Source organism: Rhodococcus sp. 5G237 (assembly GCF_053764735.1).
The window spans coordinates 524,571-544,943 of the sequence record NZ_JBSNCD010000006.1; the positions used below are offsets into that span (position 1 = coordinate 524,571).

Here is a 20,373-nt window from a genome sequence, read left to right on the forward strand (position 1 = left end):
CCCTCTCCTGTTTCCGATCACGACTTCTGCTCTTCCCGCATACGCCAGCGGATGCCCGATTCGAGGAATCCGTCGATGTCGCCGTCGAGCACCGCCGACGGGTTGTTGACCTCGTACTCGGTGCGCAGGTCCTTGACCATCTGGTACGGGTGCAGCACGTACGAGCGCATCTGGTTGCCCCACGAGCTGCCGCCGTCGCCCTTGAGCGCATCCATCTCGGCGCGCTCCTCCTGGCGCTTGCGCTCGAGGAGCTTGGCCTGCAGGACGCGCATGGCCGCGACCTTGTTCTGCAGCTGCGACTTCTCGTTCTGACAGGTGACGACGATGCCGGTCGGGATGTGTGTCAGGCGCACGGCGGAGTCGGTGGTGTTGACCGACTGGCCACCCGGGCCGGACGAACGGTAGACGTCGACGCGGACGTCGTTCTCGTCGACGTCGATGTGGTCGGTGGTCTCGACGACGGGCAGCACCTCGACCTCGGCGAAGGAGGTCTGGCGGCGTCCCTGGTTGTCGAAGGGGCTGATGCGCACGAGCCGGTGCGTGCCCATCTCGACCGACAGGGTGCCGTAGGTGTAGGGCGCCTTGACCGCGAAGGTGGCGGATTTGATGCCGGCCTCTTCGGCGTAGGAGGTGTCGTAGACCTCGACGCCGTAGCCGTGCTTGTCGGCCCAGCGGATGTACATGCGCATGAGCATCTCGGCCCAGTCGGCCGCGTCGACGCCACCGGCTCCTGCGCGGATGTTGACGAGTGCGTCGCGCTGGTCGTACTCGCCCGACAGCAGCGTGCGCACCTCCATCGCCTCGATGTCGGCGCGCAGGCTCTCACGTTCGGCGTCGGCGTCGGCCATGGCGGCGGTGCGGGCCTCGCCCTCCTCGCCCTCGGCGAGTTCGTACAGGACCGGCAGATCCTCGAGTCGCTGACGCAGACCCTCGACCCGGCGCAGCTCGCCCTGTGCGTGCGACAGCTCGCTGGTGACCTTCTGGGCGTGCTCCTGGTCGTTCCACAGCTCGGGATCGGCGGCCTGGTGCTCGAGTTCGTCGATGCGCCGTCGCAGCTCCTCGACGTCGAGGACCGACTCCACGGTGCGGAGGGTCGTGTCGAGCTCGGTCAGGGCTGCGGAAACATCGGGATGCACGATTCAACAGGTTACCGGAGCGCCGAACGGGCCCGCCGTGGGCGGCGATCGACACGGGCAGGGCCCGAGCCGGGTCGAGCATCGCCGACCCGGAGTGGACGGCAAGCTGCTCGGCCCCGAGCGACGGCGGCTAGCGTTTCCGTCATGACCACCGACTACACGGCCGACCTGGACCTCGCCCTCCGACTCGCCGACGCGTCCGACTCCATCACCCGCGACCGCTTCGGTGCGCTGGACCTGAAGGTGGACGACAAGCCGGACCTGAGCCCGGTCTCCGACGCCGACCTCGCCGTCGAGCGCACCATCCGCGAGATGCTCGGCGAGCAGCGACCGGACGATGCGGTGCTCGGTGAGGAGTTCGGTGGCGACGCGGTCTTGCGTGGACGGCAGTGGGTCGTCGATCCGATCGACGGCACGAAGAACTTCGTGCGCGGCGTGCCGGTCTGGGCGAGCCTGATCTCGCTCCTCGAGGACGGTGTGCCCGTCGTGGGCGTGGTCAGCGCCCCGGCACTGAACCGTCGGTGGTGGGCTGCTGCGGGCGGCGGTGCCTGGGTGTCGCACGACGGCGCCGAGCCCCGGCGCATCTCGGTGTCGCAGGTGACCGATCTCGCATCGGCGTCGCTGAGCTTCTCGAGCCTGAGCGGCTGGCACGAGCGCGGCATCCGGGATCGGTTCGTCGCCCTGACCGACGACGTGTGGCGGGTGCGCGCCTACGGCGACTTCTTCTCCTACTGCCTGCTCGCGGAGGGCACCCTCGAGATCGCGCTCGAACCCGAGGTGTCGCTGTGGGATCTGGCTGCCCTCGACGTAGTGGTGCGCGAGGCCGGTGGCCGGTTCACGAACCTCGAAGGCGCGGACGGTCCGCACGGCGGCAGCGCGGTCGCGACCAACGGGACGCTGCACGACGAGGTGCTCGGTCGGCTGAAGTGAGAGGTCGCGTGAGGGGGTCGACCCGCGGAACTTACCGCGCAGTAGACACTGACCTTACTCAGAAGTAAGATCGGAGCGTCCGCTGCCGCATCGAGAGACATCTGGTGATCATGAGCAAGCAAGACAGCGTGGCCCGCCACACGCCTCGCGACACGTCCGCCGTCGGCCTCAATCCGATCAAACGCGACGCCATGGGCGCTGCCATGCGCGTGCTCACCCGGATCACGGGCTCCGAACTGGCCGACCGGTACAAGTTCCGCGAGACGATCGACCGGATCACGTATCAGTCCACGAAGACGGGCTTCAAGACCCTCGGTGCCGCCACGCGCACCTTCAAGAAGGTGTCGGGCGGCGCGAGCGGCCCGCAGCGTCTCGCCACCGCGAAGAACGCCGACTTCTTCGACCTCACCCCCACCGACGATCAGCAGATGATCACGGAGACGGTGCGTGAGTTCGCCGCCGAGATCCTGCGGCCCGCCGCGCACGACGCCGACGAGGCCGCCGCCGCCCCGGCCGATCTGCTCGGGCGCGCAGCCGAACTCGGCATCACCATGGTCAACGTGCCCGAGGCGTTCGACGGCGCCGCCGACGAGCGCGGCGTGGTCACCAACGTGCTGGTCGCCGAGGCACTCGCGCACGGCGACATGGGTCTGGCCCTGCCGATCCTCGCGCCGAGCGGTGTGGCCGTGGCGCTGACGCAGTGGGGCACCGAGGACCAGCAGAAGACCTACCTGCCGGCCTTCGCCGGCGACGACGTCCCCCAGGCGTCCGTCGTCATCGCCGAGCCGCGCGCCCTGTTCGATCCTTTCGCGCTGCAGACCAAGGCGGTGCGCTCCCCCAGCGGCTATCGGCTCAACGGCGTGAAGTCGTTCGTCCCGGCCGCGGGCAGCGCCGAACTCTTCGTCGTGGCAGCCGAACTCGACGGCAAGCCGTCCCTCTTCCTCGTCGAGGCGAAGAGCAAGGGCGTCGTCATCGAGGCCGATCCGGGCATGGGCCTGCGCGCCGCCGGACTGGGCCGCCTGCTGCTCGAGGACGTCGCGGTGCCGGAATCGGCACGTCTCGGCGACGACGACGCCGACGTCCGCGCCGAGCAGTACGCCGACGCCGTGCGCCTGTCGCGCCTGGGATGGGCCGCTCTGGCGATGGGCACCGGTCAGGCCGTGCTCGACTACGTGGTCCCCTACGTCAACGAGCGCGAGGCCTTCGGTGAGCCCATCAGCCACCGCCAGGCGGTTGCGTTCATGGTGGCCAACATCAAGATCGAGCTCGACGGTCTGCGCCTGGTCACGCTGCGCGGCGCGTCGCGGGCCGAGCAAGGCCTGTCGTTCGCTCGCGAGGCGGCCCTGGCCCGCAAGCTCGCCACCGACAAGGGCATGCAGTTCGGCCTCGACGGCGTCCAGCTGCTCGGCGGCCACGGCTACACCAAGGAACACCCCGTCGAACGTTGGTACCGCGACCTGCGAGCAATCGGAGTCGCCGAGGGCGTCGTCCTCGTCTGATCGGCCCGACCCGAACAAGGAACCTGTGATGATCAATCTCGAACTTCCCCGGAAGCTCAAGGCTTCCGCGAACCAGGCCCATCAGGTCGCCGCGCAGATCTTCCGGCCGATCTCCCGCAAGTACGACCTCGCCGAGCACGAGTACCCCGTCGAACTCGACACGATGGCCGCGATGGTCGAGGGACTCAACGACTCCGGTCAGGGCGCGGCGGGCGCCACGCTCGGCCGCGACAGCAAGGCCAAGCAGGACGGCCCCGCCGGAAACGCCAACGGCGGCAACATGGCCGGTCTCCTCAACGTCATCGAGACGTGCTGGGGCGACGTCGGTCTGACCCTCTCGATCCCCTACCAGGGCCTCGGCAACTCCGCGATCGCCGCGGTGGCCACCGACGAGCAGCTCGAACGTTTCGGCAAGGTGTGGGCCTCCATGGCGATCACCGAGCCGGGCTTCGGATCCGACTCGGCGGCCGTGACCACCACGGCCGTGCTCGACGGCGACGAGTGGGTCCTCAACGGCGAGAAGATCTTCGTCACCGCCGGTGAGCGTTCCACCCACATCGTCGTGTGGGCGTCCGTCGACAGGTCGAAGGGCCGCGCCGCGATCAAGTCGTTCGTCGTGCCGCGCGACGCTCCCGGACTCTCGGTCGCCCGCCTCGAGAAGAAGCTCGGCATCAAGGCGTCCGACACCGCCGTGCTCGTGCTCGACAACTGCCGCATCCCGAAGGACAACATCCTCGGTTCCCCGGAGGTGAACACCGAGAAGGGGTTCGCCGGGGTCATGCAGACCTTCGACAACACGCGTCCGATCGTGGCCGGTATGGCCGTGGGTCTCGGTCGCGCGGTGCTCGAGGAACTGCGCACGATCCTGAAGGAGGCGGGCGTCGAGGTCTCCTACGACATCCCCGCGAACAACCAGCATGCCGCGGCCGCCGAGTTCCTGGCGCTCGAGGCCGATTGGGAGGCCGCCTACCTGCTCGCGCTGCGCGCGACGTGGATGGCCGACAACAAGAAGCCCAACTCCCTCGAGGCGTCGGTGTCCAAGGCGAAGGCCGGCCGCACCGGCACCGCGGTCTCGCTCAAGGCCGTCGAACTCGCCGGCACCTACGGGTACTCGCAGCGGCCGCTGCTCGAGAAGTGGGCACGTGATTCCAAGATCCTCGACATCTTCGAGGGCACCCAGCAGATCCAGCAGCTCATCGTCGCTCGACGGGTGCTCGGAAAGTCGTCCTCCGAACTGAAATAACACCCGGGCATGGGGTCCGTCCGCGGGCCCCGGAGGGATGGGACCGGGGCCGGCGACGGTACCGGGCGTTTCGGAGGATCCATCGGGGGACGAGCCCTCGCCGCAGGCGCGGCGAGGGCTCTACCCGTTCGAGGAAGTTTGCCTGGAATGTGAGCTACGTCACGGCTACTGTGTGTCCTGACGCCGACACACAACCAGGGGGACGGATGCTCGGTCAGGACATTTTCGGCAGGATCACGGGCGGGCGGATCACGCTCGACGACACGATCGGCCAGGTCAAGGACACCGTCGGATCACTCGCGGTACTCCATCGCGCCGGTCTGCTGCACTTCCCGCGCGTGGACCACAGCATCGGGACGATCATGGCGGCCAACAAGTACGGGCCCTTCGCCGGTGCCGTGCACGCGCAGGCCGAACGCGGCCTCGACGCCGTCGCACTGATCGACGAGGCCGGCGACGTCACCTACAAGGAACTCGAGGCCCGCTCCAACGCCCTCGTGCGTGCGTGGCAGCGCGCCGGGGTCGAACCGGGATCGGTCATGGGCATCATGGCCCGCAATCACCGCGGTCTCGTGCTGACCATGCTCGCCACCGCCAAGCTCGGCGTGCGGCTCGTCATGATGAACACCGGCTTCGCCCCGCGGCAACTCGTCGACGTCGCCGCGCGCGAACAGGTCTCGACGTTCGTCTTCGACAGCGAGTTCGCCGAGGTCGCCGCCGCGCTCCCCGAGGACGTGCGCCGGTACGTCTCCTGGGTGGACGACGAGGTCCCCGATGTCCCGACACTGGAGCACTCGATCGAAGGCATGGACGGCTCGTCCCTGCCCGCCCCGGAGGTCTTCGGTGGATTCGTGTTGCTCACCAGCGGCACCACCGGCACCCCGAAGGGCGCGCCGCGCGGCCGCACGTCGCCGTTCGCGTCGGCCCAGTTCCTCGACCGGGTTCCGCTGCGCCCCGGACAGACGATGCTCATGGCCGCCCCCGCCTTCCACGGCACCGGCGTCTCTCAGTTCGCGCTCGCCCTCGCGCTCGGTCAGACCGTGGTGATGATGCGGCGCTTCTCCCCCGTCGACACCCTGGGCCTCGTCGAGCAGCACGGCGCGAATGTGCTGGTCGTCGTCCCGACGATGCTGCAGCGGATTCTCGACCTCGGACCGGAGAAGATCGCCGAGTACGACACCTCGAGCCTGAAGATCGTCTTCTCCGCGGGTTCGTCGCTCTCACCCGACGTGTGCCGCCGGACGACGGAGGCCTTCGGGCACGTGCTGTACAACCTGTACGGATCCACCGAATGCGCCGTCGCGACGGTCGCGACCCCCGACGACATCCGGCAGGCGCCCGGCACGGCCGGTCGTCCTCCCGTGACCTGCCGGGTGGTGCTGTTCGACGACGACGGCAACCGCATCACCGACCCGCACGTCTCCGGCCGCATCTTCGTCTCGAGCGGCCTGTCCTTCGCCGGCTACACCGACGGTCGCGACAAGGAACGCATCGACGGGCTGCTGTCGATCGGCGACATCGGGCACTGGGACGAGAACGGCCTGCTCTTCGTCGACGGCCGCGACGACGACATGATCGTCTCCGGCGGCGAGAACGTCTATCCGCTCGAGGTCGAGAACCTGCTCGCCGAACGAGAGGACGTGCTCGACGCCGCCGTGGTGGGTGTCCCCGATTCCGAGTTCGGGCAGCGGCTGCGGGCCTTCGTGGTCCCCTCCCCCGATTCCTTCCGCGACGCCGAGGACATCAGGGCGTTCGTGAAGGCGAATCTCGCCCGGTACAAGGTCCCGCGGGAGGTGGTCTTCCTCGACGAGCTGCCGCGCAATGCCACCGGGAAGTTGCTGCGCCGGGTGCTGGTGGAGATGGATGTGCCCGAGGATCCCGGGAAGGGGTACACCGCCGCCCGGGGGTGACCCTCCCGAAAAGAACGAAGGCCGGTCGTCCGAGACGACCGGCCTTCGTGGTGGTAGCGGGGACAGGATTTGAACCTGCGACCTCTGGGTTATGAGCCCAGCGAGCTACCGAGCTGCTCCACCCCGCGTTGCATGAACGAACCTACACGAGCGCGGAAACGGAATGCAAATCGCCTCGTCGGACGCGGATCCTTCTCGACGACAACCGGAATCACCGCTACTTCCGGGTGACCCGGTTCACATTTCCACCATGACTATCGACACATAACGGAGGTGTAACGATCTTGCATCGATCCCCGTTATCACCGTCCTGAGCTGCGAAAACCCTTCGGCGTCATCTCACCAGGTGGACGGGAGCCTCTCTCGGCACGGGGGTGACGGGCCGCGACACGCTTTGTACTGTCGGTCCCGGCTCGAAACAGCCGAGCCACCACCGGCCCGTCGCCGCCAGTCTGCCCCGCGGGATCCGGTGCCTACGAAGACCCGAGGGGCAGGGACGCGACCGACATGGTCCCCGATCCGGACGGAGACATTCTCCGTCGGCCGAGATCGACGAGGGCCGTCGCGCTCCGCGAGCGCGGGAAGGACTCCACAGCATGACCAACTTCAGCACGCGTGCATTCCGCACTGCCGTCGTCACCGGTGCACTCGCCGCGGTTCCGTTCGCGCTCGCCACCGGCACCGCGTCCGCCGCCCAGCACAACTGGGACGGCGTCGCCCAGTGCGAGAGCGGTGGCAACTGGGCCATCAACACCGGCAACGGCTACTACGGTGGCCTGCAGTTCTCGCAGAGCACCTGGGAGGCCAACGGCGGCAGCGGCCGCGCGGACCAGGCCTCGAAGGCGGAGCAGATCCGCGTCGCCGAGAACGTCCTGCAGACGCAGGGCCCCGGTGCGTGGCCCGTCTGCGGTCAGTACCTGACCACCGAATCCGCGCCGGCTCCCGCCGCGCCCGAGGCTCCCGCGCCGGCTCCGGAAGCTCCGGCACCCGTGGCTCCGGCACCCGCGGCTCCGGCCGCCCCCCAGCTGCCGGCCCAGGTCACCCAGGCCGTCGACACCGCCAACCAGCTCGCCCAGCAGTACGGCTTCGGCGCCGAGTTCGCGCAGATCGTCGACATCACGCTGGCCGGTCGCTGACGCAGACCGCCTCCACGAACACGACGAAGGCCCGCGGTGCGAACCGCGGGCCTTCGTCGTGTCCGATTCCGTTACCGGATCAGCCGCCGGTGGACTCGTAGGCATCGACCGCCTGCTGCACCCGCCGCAGCGCCCGACCGTAGGCTTCGAAATCGCCGCTGGTCTGCGCGTTGGCCAGCTCCGCAAGTGCCGAATCGAGCTCCGCGACCGCGGCATCGCGATTCGCGGGAGCGGTCGGCGCCGGCGAGGCGGGCTGCTGTTGCTGCTGATCGGAAGGCTGGTTCTGCTCCTCCGTGCCCTCGCCGATCGCCTCACCGCGGGTCTCGTCCTCGACTTCGGCGGTGGGCAGCGCCTCGCCACCGGGAGCGGTGGCCGCGTCACCGACACCGGGACCGAAGACCTGGTCGAGCGCACCGGCGAGAGTGGGCGCGTAACCGATCCGGACGCCACCGCTGGCACCCGGCTCCCGGTAGCTGACGAGCACGCGCGACAGCTGCGGGAAGGTCGACGTGCTGCCCGCCGTGGCATTGCGCTCGGTGTACATCGGCTGGACGTACAGGATGCCGCCGTCCGCGATGGGCAAGGTGAGCAGGTTGCCGTACTGGATCCGGTTGGACCGTTCGAGCAGGGTCCGCTCCGAAGCCACTCGGGTGTCGGAGATCATCGCGTTCTGCGTCTGCTCCGGACCGAAGGTCTGTGTGTCCGTCGGTAGCTGCAGGATCGTGAACTTGCCGTAGTTCTCCGGATCGGATTCGACCGAGATGTACGCCGACAGGAACTGCCGGTTGTATCCCACCATCGCCGAGGTCAGGCGGAACCGCGGATCCGCCGTCTCACGATCGCCCATCAGCAGGTAGTAGGGCGGCTGGTTCGCGCTGGTGTCGACCGTCGGATCGGCCGGCACCGACCAGAACGCGTTGTTGGTGAAGAACTCGCGCGGGTCGTCGACGTGGTACTTGGCGAGCATCTCGCGCTGCACCTTGAACAGGTCCTCCGGGTAGCGGAAGTGCGCCCGCAGTTCGTCGGAGATCTGGTCCTGCGGGGTCACCGCGTCGGGGAAGACACCCATCCACGCCTTCAGGACCGGGTCCTGATCGTCGACCTGGTAGAGCGTGACGGTGCCGTCGTAGGCATCGACCGTCGCCTTGACCGAGTTTCGGATGTACGAGACCTCCTTGCGGGGCAGCAACCGGCCGGTGTTCTGGTCGATGCTGTCCTCGACGAGGCCCTCGAGCGACGCACGCTGCGCGTACGGGTAGTAGTCGAGCGTGGTGTACGCGTCGACGACCCACTTGATGCGGCCGTCGATCGCGGCCGGGTAGGCGTCGCCGTCGGCCGTCAGCCACGGCGCGACCTTCGTCACGCGCTCACGCGGGTCGCGGTTGAACAGGATCTTCGAGTCGCTGCCGATGGCGCTCGAGAACAGGATGTTGCGTTCGCCGTACTTCGCGGCGAAGGCGAGCCGGTTGAACCAGTTGCCGATGTCGACGCCGCCCGAGCCGGTGTAGGTGTACTTCTCGGTGTCGGTGTCGTACTCACGCGGCCCGGACGAGTCGGCGCTGTTGCCGACGATCGCGTAGTCCGGATCGGCCTCGGCGATGACCTCGCCGTAGTAGATGCGGGGCTGCTCGACGGGGATGACCTGGTTCTCCGCGGCCAGCGACGCCAGGTCGCTGACGAAATAGACGGGATAGCCGCTGTTGCTGTTGGCGGCCTCCTCCGCCGAGGCACTCGCGGCGGCGTTCACGCGGTTGGCGGGCGCCGCGACGAGACCGTTGCCGTGCGTGTACACGGTATGGCGGTTGATCCAGTCGGTCTGGTTGCCGGTCAGGCTCGTCGGCGAGAGCTCACGCGCCGCGACGATGTAGTCCTCCATACGACCGTCGAGCTCGTACCGGTCGATGTCGAGCGACTCGGGGTAGCCGTAGAAGTTCTTCAGCTGCGTCTGCTGCGTGAACGTGCGGGGAAGCACGTTCGGGTCGAGCAGGCGGGCGTTCGCGATCGTGGTGATGTCGGCCGGGATGTTCTCGGGCGAGGTGGTACCCACGCCCGGGTAGTCCTCGTACGCCACCTTGTCGTCGGTGATGCCGTACGCCTCGCGGGTCGCGGCGATGTTGCGCTCGATGTACTCGCTCTCCTTGTCGGCAGCGTTCGGGCGCACCGAGAACTGCTCGACCATGAGCGGGTACACCGCACCGACGAGGATCGACGACAGCACGAGCAGCGCCGTCGCGAGCGCGGGGATCCGCAGGTCGCGCAGGAAGATCGCCGCGAAGAACGCGATCGCGCAGATGACGGCGATCGCGAGCAGGATGAGCTTGGCCGGCAACACCGCGTTGATGTCGGTGAAGCCACCACCGGTGAAGGTGGGTTCCTTGCGGCTGCTCCACAGCAGTTCGTACCGATCGAGCCAGTAGGCGAACGCCTTGAACGCGACGAACAGGCCCGCGAGGACCGCCAGCTGCACACGCGAGGCCGTCGACATGCTTCCACCGCGACCGGCGAGACGGATGCCGCCGAAGATGTAGTGGGTGACGAGGTTCGCGATGAAACCGAGCACGATCGCGACGAAGAACCAGTTGAGCACGAAGCGGTAGAACGGCAGGTCGAAGGCGTAGAAGCCCACGTCGAGACCGAACTGCGGATCGGTGGTGCCGAAGTCGCCGCCGTTGAAGAACATCTGCACGGTGACCCAGCCCGCCTGGGCGACCAGACCGGAGAGCACACCGAGCACGACCGGGATGCCGATCCCGAAGGCGCGCATGCGCGTCATCACGGTGGTGCGGTAGCGCGCCACCGGATCGTTGGGTCCGGTGGTCGGCACGAAGACCGGGCGCGACCGGTAGGCGAGCAGCATCGCCAGCCAGACGACACCGCCGATGAACAACCCGACCACCAGGAACAGTGCGATCCGGGTCAGGAGAACCTTGACGTATACGTCCCGGAAGTCGACCTCGCCGAACCAGAGCCAGTTGGTGTAGGTGTCCACCAACCGTGGTCCGAGCAGCAGCAGCACTGCGGCCACCACTGCCAGGATCAGCAGAACTCTGCTCCGCTTCGACAATGTAGGTACTCCGGTCGGGGGCCTCATGCCCACGTGCCACGCTCCCAACTCGTCCGGCGGCGCGATCGCACCGCATCTGTACATCTCGCGCTCGACGAACGCGTACGAACGCGCCTCGTTGTCACGGAGTGACCGTTTCGCCCCACTCTACGGAATCCTCCTACCGGGGGTCGTACGACGCAGGTCCGGCAGCGCACACCCGCGTACGGGTGCCAGGATAGGCCGGTGAACCAACGTCTTCCCGTACCTTCCGAACAAGGACTCGCGCGCGCCGTCCACGAGATCATCGATTTCGCGGATGCGGAGGGTTGGGACCGCCCTCCCGTGATGTTCGCGCTCGTCCCGACCGTGCTCCTCGCAGCCGCCGAACCCACCCTCGCCGACCAGCTCGACGAGGGACACGAGTACACCCCGATCGCGCAGGAGGACTTCCCCGACGACGTCGAGGGCGGCAGTCCCGCACTCGAGGAGTTCCTCGCCACGACCACCTGGCCCGGCTCTGTCGCCGGGTGCGCGCTCGTGCAGGAGGTGGTGGTGCTGCCGCCGAGCGCCGAGAACGAACTCGACGACGCCTTCGCGCCGCTGCTCGCCGACACCCACGCGGCCGACGAGGCGGCACGACTCGCAGCGCACACTCACCCGGAACGACGCGCCGCCCGCCTCATCTCCGCGGTCCTGCGCGACGGGCCGTCGCTCTCGCTCCTGCAGTTGCGTCCGCTCGACGACGACGATCCGTTCGCGGGTGCCGAGCTGCGGACCTACGACAACCTCGCCCCGCACGTCGTGGCGGCGTTGTACGTAACCCTGGAGGCGAGCGACGACGACTACTGAGCTGTCGGCCACCGCGCTGTCGCTCCCTCGGCGGCGGATGGGTCAGCTGCAGGTCGGCGCGTCGCGTCCGTCCGCGATCGCTGCCAGCGCGTCGATCGCGCCCTCGAGCGTCTCGACCTTCACGAGCTGCACACCCTCGGGGGCGCCGCTCTGCGCCTCCGCGCAGTTCTCGGCGGGCACCAGGAAGACGGTCGCGCCGTCCTCCGACGCCGCGGTGAGCTTGTGGGTGATCCCGCCGATCGGCCCGACCATCCCGTCCGAGTCGATCGTGCCGGTCCCGGCGACGTCCAGGCCGCCGTTGAGCAGGCCCGGGCTGAGCTTGTCCACCACGGCCAGACTGAACATCAGGCCGGCGGACGGGCCGCCGATGTCGGCCAGGTTGAAGGTGACCTCGAAGGGCACCTCGGGAACCTCCTCGGTGGCGATGCCCAGGAAGCCCTTGTCCGGGTCGCCGGGCCGTGGACCGACGGGGACGTCGAACGACTCCTCGGCATCGCCGCGCAGGACGGTGATGCCCACCGACTCGCCGGGCGGCACGTCGCCGACCGCGCGCTGGACCTGGCCGGCCGTGCGCATCTCCTCGCCGCCGACGGCGACGATCCGGTCGCCCGCTTCGAGCAACCCGGAGGCGGGAGCGTCCTGGCCCACCTCGGCGATCCGCAGTGTCACCGGCAGATCGAGATAGTGCAGAGCGGCGAGTTCGGCGGACCGCTCCGACTGGGCGAACTGCGCCTGGTCGACGGCCTGCACCTCGTCCTTGCTGCGGTCGGGCGGATAGACCTGCTCGCGCGGTGCGACGCCGTAGCGACCGCTGATCCAGGCGGTGAAGGTCTGCGCGAGGGTGAGATTGTCGGTGACCCCGACGGTCGTCATGAACAGACTGCCCTCGGTCTCGTCCGCCTCGATCCCCTCGAGCGCGACGACCGGGGTGCCCTCGATCTCGCCGAGCGTGTCGAAGACCGGGCCGGGGCCGAGCGCCACGTACGGCGCCCGGACGTTGAACGCCACGACCACGATGACGAGGATCGGGAGCACGAGCGCGAGCGGCAGGACGTAGCGACGATTCACCCGGCCAGGGTAGCGGTCGGCCGACGATGCCCCGCACCACGACCGTGCTGTGTCGCTCATGGCGTACCACGCCCATCTGATGGCGTACCACGCCGTGTTCGCCATGAGCGTGACCACGATGCCGGTCCCCGCCCGGGCCGCCTTGTACCGTTGGATACATGAGCGACACGCCCTTCGGATTCTCGAATCCCGACGACGACCCCGACCGCAGGAAGGACGAGGGTTCCGGTAGCGGCGGCTCCGGTGGCGGTATCCCCTTCGGATTCGGACTGCCCGGCAGCGGCGGGGGCGACAACCCGTTCGGCGGTCAGGGCTTCGATCCCGCGCAGTTCGGTCAGATGCTCAGCCAGTTCGGCCAGATGCTCGCCGGCATGGGTAGCGCCATGGGTTCCGGCGGCGGCTCGGGCCCGGTCAACTACGACATCGCGACGAAGCTCGCACGACAGCAGATCGGGTCCGTCGACCCGGTCTCGGCCCGCACCGCCGACGCCGTGACCGACGCCGCGCGCCTCGCGGAACTGTGGCTCGACGCGGCCACCACGCTGCCCGCGGGTGCGTCGAAGGTCGTGGCGTGGACACCCGTCGACTGGCTCGACAACACCCTCGAGACGTGGAAGCGCTTGTGCGATCCGATCGCCGAGCAGGTCAACGGGATGATGCTGAACGGTCTGCCCGAGGAGGCCCGCGCGATGGCCGGGCCCATGCTCGGCATGTTCTCCCAGATGGGGGGGGTCGCCTTCGGCTCCCAGCTCGGTCAGGCCCTCGGCCAGCTGTCGAAGGAAGTGCTCACCTCCACCGACATCGGTCTCCCGCTCGGCCCGGAGGGCACCGCTGCTCTGCTGCCGGCCGCGGTCGAGAGCTTCGGTGAAGGACTCGAGCAGCCCGCCCAGGAGGTGCTCGTCTTCCTCGCCGCACGCGAGACCGCCCACCAGCGCCTCTACAGCCACGTGCCGTGGCTGCGTCAGCGGATGCTGGCGACCGTCGAGGAGTACGCACGCGGCATCCGCATGGACATGTCGTCGATCGAGGATCTCGCGCAGGGACTCGATCCGTCGGCACTCACCGACCCGTCCAAGCTCGAGGAGATCCTCAAGCAGGGCGCGTTCGAACCCCAGACCACCCCGGAGCAGAAGGCCGCACTCGAACGACTCGAGACGATGCTCGCGCTCGTCGAGGGCTGGGTCGAGACGGTCGTCGCCGACGCGCTCGGCGAGCGGCTCCCGGGCGCCTCGGCCCTGACCGAGACCCTGCGCCGTCGCCGCGCCACGGGCGGGCCGGCGGAGCAGACCTTCGCCACGCTCGTCGGCCTCGAACTGCGGCCCCGGAAGGTGCGCGAGGCCGCCGCGCTGTGGCGGCGTCTCACCACCGACGCCGGCACCGAGGCCCGCGACCACGTGTGGGCGCACCCCGACCTGCTGCCGGACTCGTCGGATCTCGACAACCCGGCAGCCTTCGTCGACCGTGTGATCGGCGGCGGCACCGGAGCCTTCGACGATCCGATCGCCCAGCTGCAGGCGACCATGGAACGCGAGCAGGCCGAACGGGATCGCGCCGCCGAGGAGGGATCCGACGAGGATCGTCCCGGGGACGACAGCACCTCCTAGAACGACCCGATAACGGTGCCCGCGCCTGTGGACAACTGCTCCTCGTGAGCCGTCCACGGGCGCGGGTGCTGTCAGTCTGTCTCCATGATCACCGCATCGCGCGAGACGACCACGAATCCCGCGCCGCCCGAGACGGCGGTTCTCCGGGTCGATCCGGAACTGGCCGTGCTCGAACGGTCCGACGGCTCGATCCAGCTCGGCTGGGGTCCCGACACCGCGACCGTCGTCCTGCCACCCGAGGGCATGGACAGCTTCGACCTCGGCGTTCTCGTCCGGCTGCTCGACGGCCGGCTCACCCTCGACGAAGTGCTGGACGTCGTGGCGGAGCGTGGTCTTCCGTCCGGACGGGTCCGGCAGGTGCTCGACGAGCTCACTGCGACGGGCGCGGTCAGGCAGGTCCCCGCGTCGTCGGTCGGTCCGGCGCGACCGCGGCGGGTGCGGGTCCACGGCTCGGGTCCGCTCGCGTCGGCGATCGTCGAGGATCTCCCGGTGTGGGACGTGCGGTGGGTGCGCTCGTCGTCCGGTGACGAACCGCAGGGTCCGGCCGACTGTGTCGTCCTCGCCGACGGGCAGGTGCCCGACCCCCACCTCGTCGACATGCTCGTGCGGGCCGGGATCCCTCATCTCGCGGTGCGGATCCGGGACGGACGCGGCATCGTCGGTCCGTTCGTACTCCCAGGCCGGAGCAGTTGCCTGCGCTGCGCCGATCTCGTACGGACCGATCTCGATCCGTCCTGGCCGCGACTGGCGAGTCAGCTGTACGGGCGGCAGGGCCACGCCGGTCGGGCGGTGACGTCGGCGACCGCGGCGATGGCCGTCGGTCAGATCGAGGCGTTCCTCTCCGCCGATCCGTCGGTGACTCCGGCGGTCGACCGCACGCTCGAACTGGACCTGCGAACCCACTGCATCGTCACGCGTCGATGGTTCCGTCATCCCCGGTGCGACTGCTCGGCCATCGCTCCGGTCGGTCAGGCATGATGGGGGGCGTGCCAGACATCCCTCGCAGAAGCTCGTCCCGCACTGCCAAGCTCGCGAGCATTCCCCTGGGAATCGCCGGGCGCGCGGCCGTCGGTTTCGGTCGTCGGCTCGCCGGTGGAGATCGGGAGGAGATCGACGCCGAGATGACGGCGAAGGCCGCCGAACAGTTGTTCAGCGTGCTGGGCGAACTCAAGGGTGGCGCCATGAAGTTCGGCCAGGCCCTGAGCGTGATGGAAGCCGCCGTCCCGGAGGAGTTCGCCGAACCGTATCGGGAGGCGCTCACCAAACTGCAGGCCGAGGCCCCTCCCCTGCCCGCCCGGGCCGTGCACCGCGTGCTCGACCAGCAACTCGGCACGAAGTGGCGTGAGCGCTTCGAGTCGTTCGACGACGTGCCCGTCGCGTCGGCCAGCATCGGCCAGGTGCACCGGGCCGTGTGGTCGGACGGACGCGAGGTCGCGGTGAAGGTCCAGTACCCGGGCGCCGACGAGGCGCTGCGCGCCGACATGCGCACGCTGTCCCGGTTCGCCGGGTTGTTCGCCACGATGATGCCGGGCGCCGACGTGCGTGCGCTGCTCGACGAGTTGTCCGCACGCACCGAGGAAGAACTCGACTACCGGATCGAGGCCGACAACCAGCGGGCCTTCGCGAAGGCCTTCGCCGGCGACGAGAAGTTCCTGATCCCGCGTGTCGTCGCAAGTGCACCGAAGGTCGTCGTGACCGAATGGCTTTCGGCGACACCACTGTCGGCGATCATCAACGGTGGTACGCGAGAGCAGCGCAACCGGGCCGGTGCGCTGCTCGCGGAGTTCCACTTCTGTTCGCCCGCACGCGCCGGTCTGCTCCACAGCGACCCGCATCCGGGCAATTTCATGCTTCTCGACGACGGCCGTCTCGGGGTCATCGACTTCGGCGCCACGGCGGCGATGCCCGACGGCTTCCCGCCGGTGCTCGGGCGGATGGTCCGGCTCGCACTCGAGGAACGTTTCGACGAACTCACCCGGCTGCTCTACGACAACAAGTTCGTGCTGCCCGGCCGCACGGTCACCGACGAGGAGATCGCCGATTACCTCCGGCCGTTCACCGATCCGATCCACACCGAGTCGTTCCACTTCACCCGCGCATGGCTGCAGCGGGTGGCAGGCACGGCCACGGACTTCTCGAGTTCGACCTTCAAGACGGCCCGGACACTGAATCTTCCGCCCGAGTACGTGGGTGTGTTCCGGGTGCTGCTCGGTTCGGTCGGCATCTGCGCTCAACTCGACGCCGAAGCGCCGTACATGCGCATCCTCAGTGAATGGCTACCCGGCTTCGTCGAGGAGTGACGAAGCCGGGCAACCGTATTCACGCACAGACCAGTTCCTTGCGGGGTTCGGGCAGCGGATTCTTCCGCGGCCGGCCCCGCGGCCGCTTGCGGGCCACGACGACACCACGGTCGATGATCTCCCCGCCCCACACGCCCCAGGGTTCCTCCCGCTCGAGAGCTGCGTCGAGGCACTGGGCACGCACCGGGCAGCCCGCGCACAGCGTCTTGGCGTACTCGAGATCGGCCGGGGTCTCGGCGAACCACAGGTCGGGGTCGTTGTCGTGGCACGGCAGGGTGTCGCGGTCGCGGTCGTTGCGTGACACCGCGAAAGTGTCGCTGCGCGACAGGATGTCGTCGGTACGACGCACCTCGTCTCCTTCCGTTCGTTTCGACAGGCTCGACGGGTATTCGCTCGGCACGTGAGCTCCTTCGTTGGTTCGGTGGAATGCGATGCGAACCCGGCCGGAGAACGAGAAAGGCCACGGTCCGCTGGGCGGGGTCCGTGGCCTGGAGGAGACGAAGGTCTACCGGGAGATACTTCCCGATCGACTTCCGACCACGGACGAGACGGCAGCGGCGTACACACGTCGGCGTGCACGCGGCGCGGCGGCCACTGCGGGAGCCACAGATGTGGCAGTGCGAGTGGTAGCGGCGGCCACAGCGACACGAGGGGCAGCTGCTACTGCCACAGCGACACGAGGGGCCGTTGCCACTGCACGAGCATCGAAGCCGAGCATCGGGGCCACCTCACTTTCTCGTCGCGCACGGGCCGTCTCCCGTGACATCGTCATCCAGCCTAGATTCGTGGACACGATCGGCACAAGTTATTTTCTACCTGCGGTTTCGTGTCGCGGTCTTCGTCCCGGCACTACAGTCGGAGGGCATGTCCCTCGCGACCACGAGATTCCTGCCCGTCCTCGACTGCCCGGATCCGCGCGCGCTCGCCGACTTCTACCGCCGGTTGCTCGGATGGACGATCACCAACGAGCGAGAGGACTGGGTCGAACTCGCCCGTGACGACTCGACCGCCATCGCGTTCCAGCGCGATCCCGACTTCACGCCGCGTCACTGGCCCGCCGACGGTGTGCACGCCCATCTCGACTTCCACGTGCCCGATCTCGACGAAGCCGAACGTCTCGTCCTCGGGCTCGACGCGCTGCGCGCCGACGACGGATCGAACAAGAGCACCTTCCGGGTGTTCCGCGACCCGGCGGGGCACTACTTCTGCCTGTGCGCCGAGTGAACCCGGCCGAGACGTCGGCCGCGTAGTCCTCAGAGGTCGAGGGTGTCGACGGTGCGCTCCCCCCGCACGAGGGCGAGCACGTCGGCGCCGTACTGCTCGAGCTTCTTCGCCCCGATCCCCGGGATGGCGACCAGCGCCCGATCGTCGCGCGGCTGCTGTTCGGCGATCGCGACGAGGGTGTTGTCGCTGAAGACGACGTAGGCCGGAACCTTCATCTCCTTCGAGCGCTCCCGGCGCCATTCCTTGAGCGCGACGAGCAGATTCTCGTCGAGATCGGACGGGCACCCCTCGCAGCGACCGAGCATGGTCGAGGTGGTGCCCATGAGCGGCTTGCCGCAGACACGGCACTGCGGGCGCTTCTTCCGCGGGGAGGCCGGTTCGGCGATCTTCGACGCGGGTGAACTGTCGGGGATGAGCCCGTGCAGGAAGCGGGAGCGTCGCCGCGACCGGCGACCGCCCGCCGTGCGGGACAACGCCCACGACAACTGCAGGTGCACGCGGGCACGAGTGACGCCGACGTAGAGCAGCCGCCGTTCCTCCTCGATGCCGGCCTCGTCGGGCGGGGTGTCCTTGTCGCCGGTGACGTGGGTGATCGGCAGGGTGCCGTCGGTGAGCCCGACGAGGAAGACGGCGTCCCATTCGAGGCCCTTCGCCGCGTGCAGAGACGCGAGCGTGACGCCCTGGACCGTCGGTGGCTGACGCGCCTCGGCACGAGCCGCGAGATCGCGCAGCAGGCCCTGCAGATCGAGGTCGGGTTCGTGCTCGAGCAGTTCCTCGGTGAGCTGCACGAGCGCGACGAGCGACGCCCAGCGCTCGCGTGCCTGCGCACCCACCGGTTCGGTGTCGGTCAGGCCCAGCGGCACCAGGGTGGCCCGGACGAGGCTGAGCAGCCCGGCACCGCGACCGGCGTCCTCCGGCAGGTCGTCGCGTGTACCCACCTGACGCAGGGCATTGACCGCCTGCCGGACCTCCGCGCGGTTGAAGAAGCCTTCACCTCCGCGCACCTGGTACGGGATTCCCGCCTGCGTGAACGCCTGCTCGTAGGCCTCGGACTGGGCATTGATGCGGTAGAGCACCGCGATCTCGGCTGCCGGGACCCCCTTGCCCATCAGTTTCGCGACGGCCTTGGCGACCGCCTGGGCTTCGGCGGGCTCGTCGTCGAACTCGGCGAAGGTGGGCTCCGGTCCGGACGGACGCTGACCGACGAGCTTGAGCCGGGTGCCGGCGATGCGGCCCCGCGCCGCGCCGATCACGCGGTTGGCGAGGTCGACCACCTCCGGGGTGGAGCGGTAATCGCGTTCGAGGCGTACGACCGTGGCGTCGGGGAACCGGCGGGAGAAGTCGAGCAGGTGCTTCGGGGTGGCGCCGGTGAACGAGTAGATGGTCTGGTTGGCATCGCCGACCACCGTGAGGTCGTCGCGCTCACCGAGCCAGGCGTCGAGCACGCGCTGCTGCAGCGGAGTGACGTCCTGGTACTCGTCGACGACGAAGCAGCGGTAGCGGTCGCGGAACTCCTCGGCCACCGCGAGGTTGTCCTCGAGGGCCGCGGCGGTGTGCAGCAGCAGGTCGTCGAAGTCGAGATACATCCCGTCGCCCGACCGGGTCTTGAGCTGCTCGTAGGTCTCGTAGACGCGCGCGACCCGCTCTGGATCGGCCGGTGGGGTGCGGTGGGCGCGGGCGGCCGCGGCGGGATAGTCCTCGGGCGCGACGAGCGTGCCCTTGGACCATTCGATCTCCGACAGCAGGTCGCGCACGGTGTCGGTGTCGGTCGGGAAGCCGCACCGGTGCGCGGCCTGCGAGACCGCCGCGAACTTGCGGTCGAGCAGTTGCCACGGCGTGTCGCCGACGACCTGCGGCCAGAAGTACCGCAGCTGCCGCAGGGCGGCGGCGTGGAAGGTGCGGGCCTGCACCTGCGTGCCGTCGCCGCCGATGCCCAGGGCGCGCAGGCGTGAGCGCATCTCCCCTGCCGCGCGGGCAGTGAAGGTGACGGCGAGGACCTGGCCGGCGGAGACGTGACCGGCGGAGACGAGGTGGGCGATGCGGCGCGTGATGGTGCGGGTCTTGCCGGTGCCGGCACCGGCAAGCACGCAGACCGGTCCGCGTGGGGCGAGTACCGCTGCTGCCTGCTCGGGGTCGAGACCGTCCACCACATCCGCACACATGGCCTCCATCATGACAGCGACCGCCGACAGCGCAGCCCCCGGTGACCCCGCCCGCTGTGGTGAGGACCACAGCTCACCCCGGTCGCGGAACATGTTCGGCGGCTGTGATGTTCTCCAAGACATGACGACCACCGACGCCCCCGCCCTGACCGTCTACTCCACCACCTGGTGCGGTTACTGCAGGCGGCTGAAGACCCAGCTCGACCAGAACGGCATCGCGTACACCGAGGTCGACATCGAGTCGGATCCGGCCGCGACGAAATTCG

The 20,373-nt window shown here is 68.9% G+C and carries 16 protein-coding genes and 1 tRNA gene; 11 read left to right on the plus strand and 6 right to left on the minus strand.

Annotated features, from left to right (window positions below; all coding sequences use genetic code 11):
* Positions 1-17 precede the first annotated feature (17 nt).
* The gene (gene prfB / locus ACWPOC_RS17375; RefSeq protein WP_016693130.1) at positions 18-1,136 is read right to left on the minus strand and encodes a peptide chain release factor 2; all 1,119 of its coding nucleotides are present in this window, start codon (positions 1,134-1,136) and stop codon (positions 18-20) included.
* 144 nt (positions 1,137-1,280) lie between these two features.
* Between prfB and hisN the strand changes: the two genes are divergently transcribed.
* From hisN to ACWPOC_RS17395, 4 genes are all read left to right on the plus strand, one after another.
* Positions 1,281-2,066 (plus strand): histidinol-phosphatase, encoded by a 786-nt coding sequence (gene hisN, locus ACWPOC_RS17380; protein WP_455409020.1) that lies wholly within the window; start codon positions 1,281-1,283, stop codon positions 2,064-2,066.
* Positions 2,067-2,170: 104 nt separating this feature from the next.
* Positions 2,171-3,565 (plus strand): acyl-CoA dehydrogenase family protein, encoded by a 1,395-nt coding sequence (locus ACWPOC_RS17385; protein ID WP_455409021.1) that lies wholly within the window; start codon positions 2,171-2,173, stop codon positions 3,563-3,565.
* Positions 3,566-3,593: 28 nt separating this feature from the next.
* Positions 3,594-4,808, plus strand: a complete 1,215-nt coding sequence (locus tag ACWPOC_RS17390; protein ID WP_120279818.1) for an acyl-CoA dehydrogenase family protein — start codon at positions 3,594-3,596, stop codon at positions 4,806-4,808.
* Positions 4,809-5,014: 206 nt separating this feature from the next.
* The gene (locus ACWPOC_RS17395) at positions 5,015-6,718 is read left to right on the plus strand and encodes an acyl-CoA synthetase (protein ID WP_455409022.1); all 1,704 of its coding nucleotides are present in this window, start codon (positions 5,015-5,017) and stop codon (positions 6,716-6,718) included.
* Between the two features lie 51 nt (positions 6,719-6,769).
* Here the strand turns inward: ACWPOC_RS17395 and ACWPOC_RS17400 are convergent.
* Positions 6,770-6,846 (minus strand) — tRNA-Met (locus tag ACWPOC_RS17400).
* Between the two features lie 468 nt (positions 6,847-7,314).
* On the opposite strand from ACWPOC_RS17400, the gene ACWPOC_RS17405 reads away from it, so the two are divergent.
* Positions 7,315-7,854, plus strand: a complete 540-nt coding sequence (locus ACWPOC_RS17405; protein ID WP_455409023.1) for a transglycosylase family protein — start codon at positions 7,315-7,317, stop codon at positions 7,852-7,854.
* 79 nt (positions 7,855-7,933) lie between these two features.
* On the opposite strand, the gene ACWPOC_RS17410 is transcribed toward ACWPOC_RS17405, so the two are convergent.
* Positions 7,934-10,951 (minus strand): UPF0182 family protein, encoded by a 3,018-nt coding sequence (locus ACWPOC_RS17410; RefSeq protein WP_455409024.1) that lies wholly within the window; start codon positions 10,949-10,951, stop codon positions 7,934-7,936.
* A gap of 192 nt (positions 10,952-11,143) precedes the next feature.
* On the opposite strand from ACWPOC_RS17410, the gene ACWPOC_RS17415 reads away from it, so the two are divergent.
* Entirely contained in the window at positions 11,144-11,749 is a 606-nt protein-coding gene (locus ACWPOC_RS17415) for a PPA1309 family protein (protein WP_455409025.1), read from the plus strand.
* 42 nt (positions 11,750-11,791) lie between these two features.
* Here ACWPOC_RS17415 and ACWPOC_RS17420 read toward each other — a convergent pair whose 3' ends face one another.
* The gene (locus ACWPOC_RS17420) at positions 11,792-12,817 is read right to left on the minus strand and encodes a YlbL family protein (RefSeq protein WP_120283515.1); all 1,026 of its coding nucleotides are present in this window, start codon (positions 12,815-12,817) and stop codon (positions 11,792-11,794) included.
* Between the two features lie 158 nt (positions 12,818-12,975).
* On the opposite strand from ACWPOC_RS17420, the gene ACWPOC_RS17425 reads away from it, so the two are divergent.
* From ACWPOC_RS17425 to ACWPOC_RS17435, 3 genes are all read left to right on the plus strand, one after another.
* Entirely contained in the window at positions 12,976-14,421 is a 1,446-nt protein-coding gene (locus ACWPOC_RS17425; protein WP_120279822.1) for a zinc-dependent metalloprotease, read from the plus strand.
* Positions 14,422-14,505: 84 nt separating this feature from the next.
* Positions 14,506-15,399 (plus strand): hypothetical protein, encoded by an 894-nt coding sequence (locus ACWPOC_RS17430; RefSeq protein WP_455409026.1) that lies wholly within the window; start codon positions 14,506-14,508, stop codon positions 15,397-15,399.
* Positions 15,396-16,721, plus strand: coding sequence for an ABC1 kinase family protein (locus ACWPOC_RS17435; RefSeq protein ID WP_159417907.1), 1,326 nt, complete (start codon positions 15,396-15,398; stop codon positions 16,719-16,721). Before ACWPOC_RS17430 ends, ACWPOC_RS17435 begins: the two co-directional genes overlap by 4 nt.
* A 19-nt stretch (positions 16,722-16,740) precedes the next feature.
* Here the strand turns inward: ACWPOC_RS17435 and ACWPOC_RS17440 are convergent, their stop codons facing one another.
* The gene (locus ACWPOC_RS17440) at positions 16,741-17,025 is read right to left on the minus strand and encodes a WhiB family transcriptional regulator (RefSeq protein WP_060651546.1); all 285 of its coding nucleotides are present in this window, start codon (positions 17,023-17,025) and stop codon (positions 16,741-16,743) included.
* 560 nt (positions 17,026-17,585) lie between these two features.
* On the opposite strand from ACWPOC_RS17440, the gene ACWPOC_RS17445 reads away from it, so the two are divergent.
* The gene (locus ACWPOC_RS17445; protein WP_258258510.1) at positions 17,586-17,945 is read left to right on the plus strand and encodes a VOC family protein; all 360 of its coding nucleotides are present in this window, start codon (positions 17,586-17,588) and stop codon (positions 17,943-17,945) included.
* 29 nt (positions 17,946-17,974) lie between these two features.
* Here the strand turns inward: ACWPOC_RS17445 and ACWPOC_RS17450 are convergent, their stop codons facing one another.
* A complete protein-coding gene (locus ACWPOC_RS17450; protein WP_120279826.1) occupies positions 17,975-20,119 on the minus strand; it encodes an ATP-dependent DNA helicase UvrD2 in 2,145 nt (714 codons plus the stop codon).
* 109 nt (positions 20,120-20,228) lie between these two features.
* Here ACWPOC_RS17450 and ACWPOC_RS17455 point away from each other — a divergent pair.
* Positions 20,229-20,373 (plus strand): glutaredoxin family protein (locus tag ACWPOC_RS17455; protein WP_455409037.1); only part of this gene is annotated, 145 nt, incomplete at its 3' end.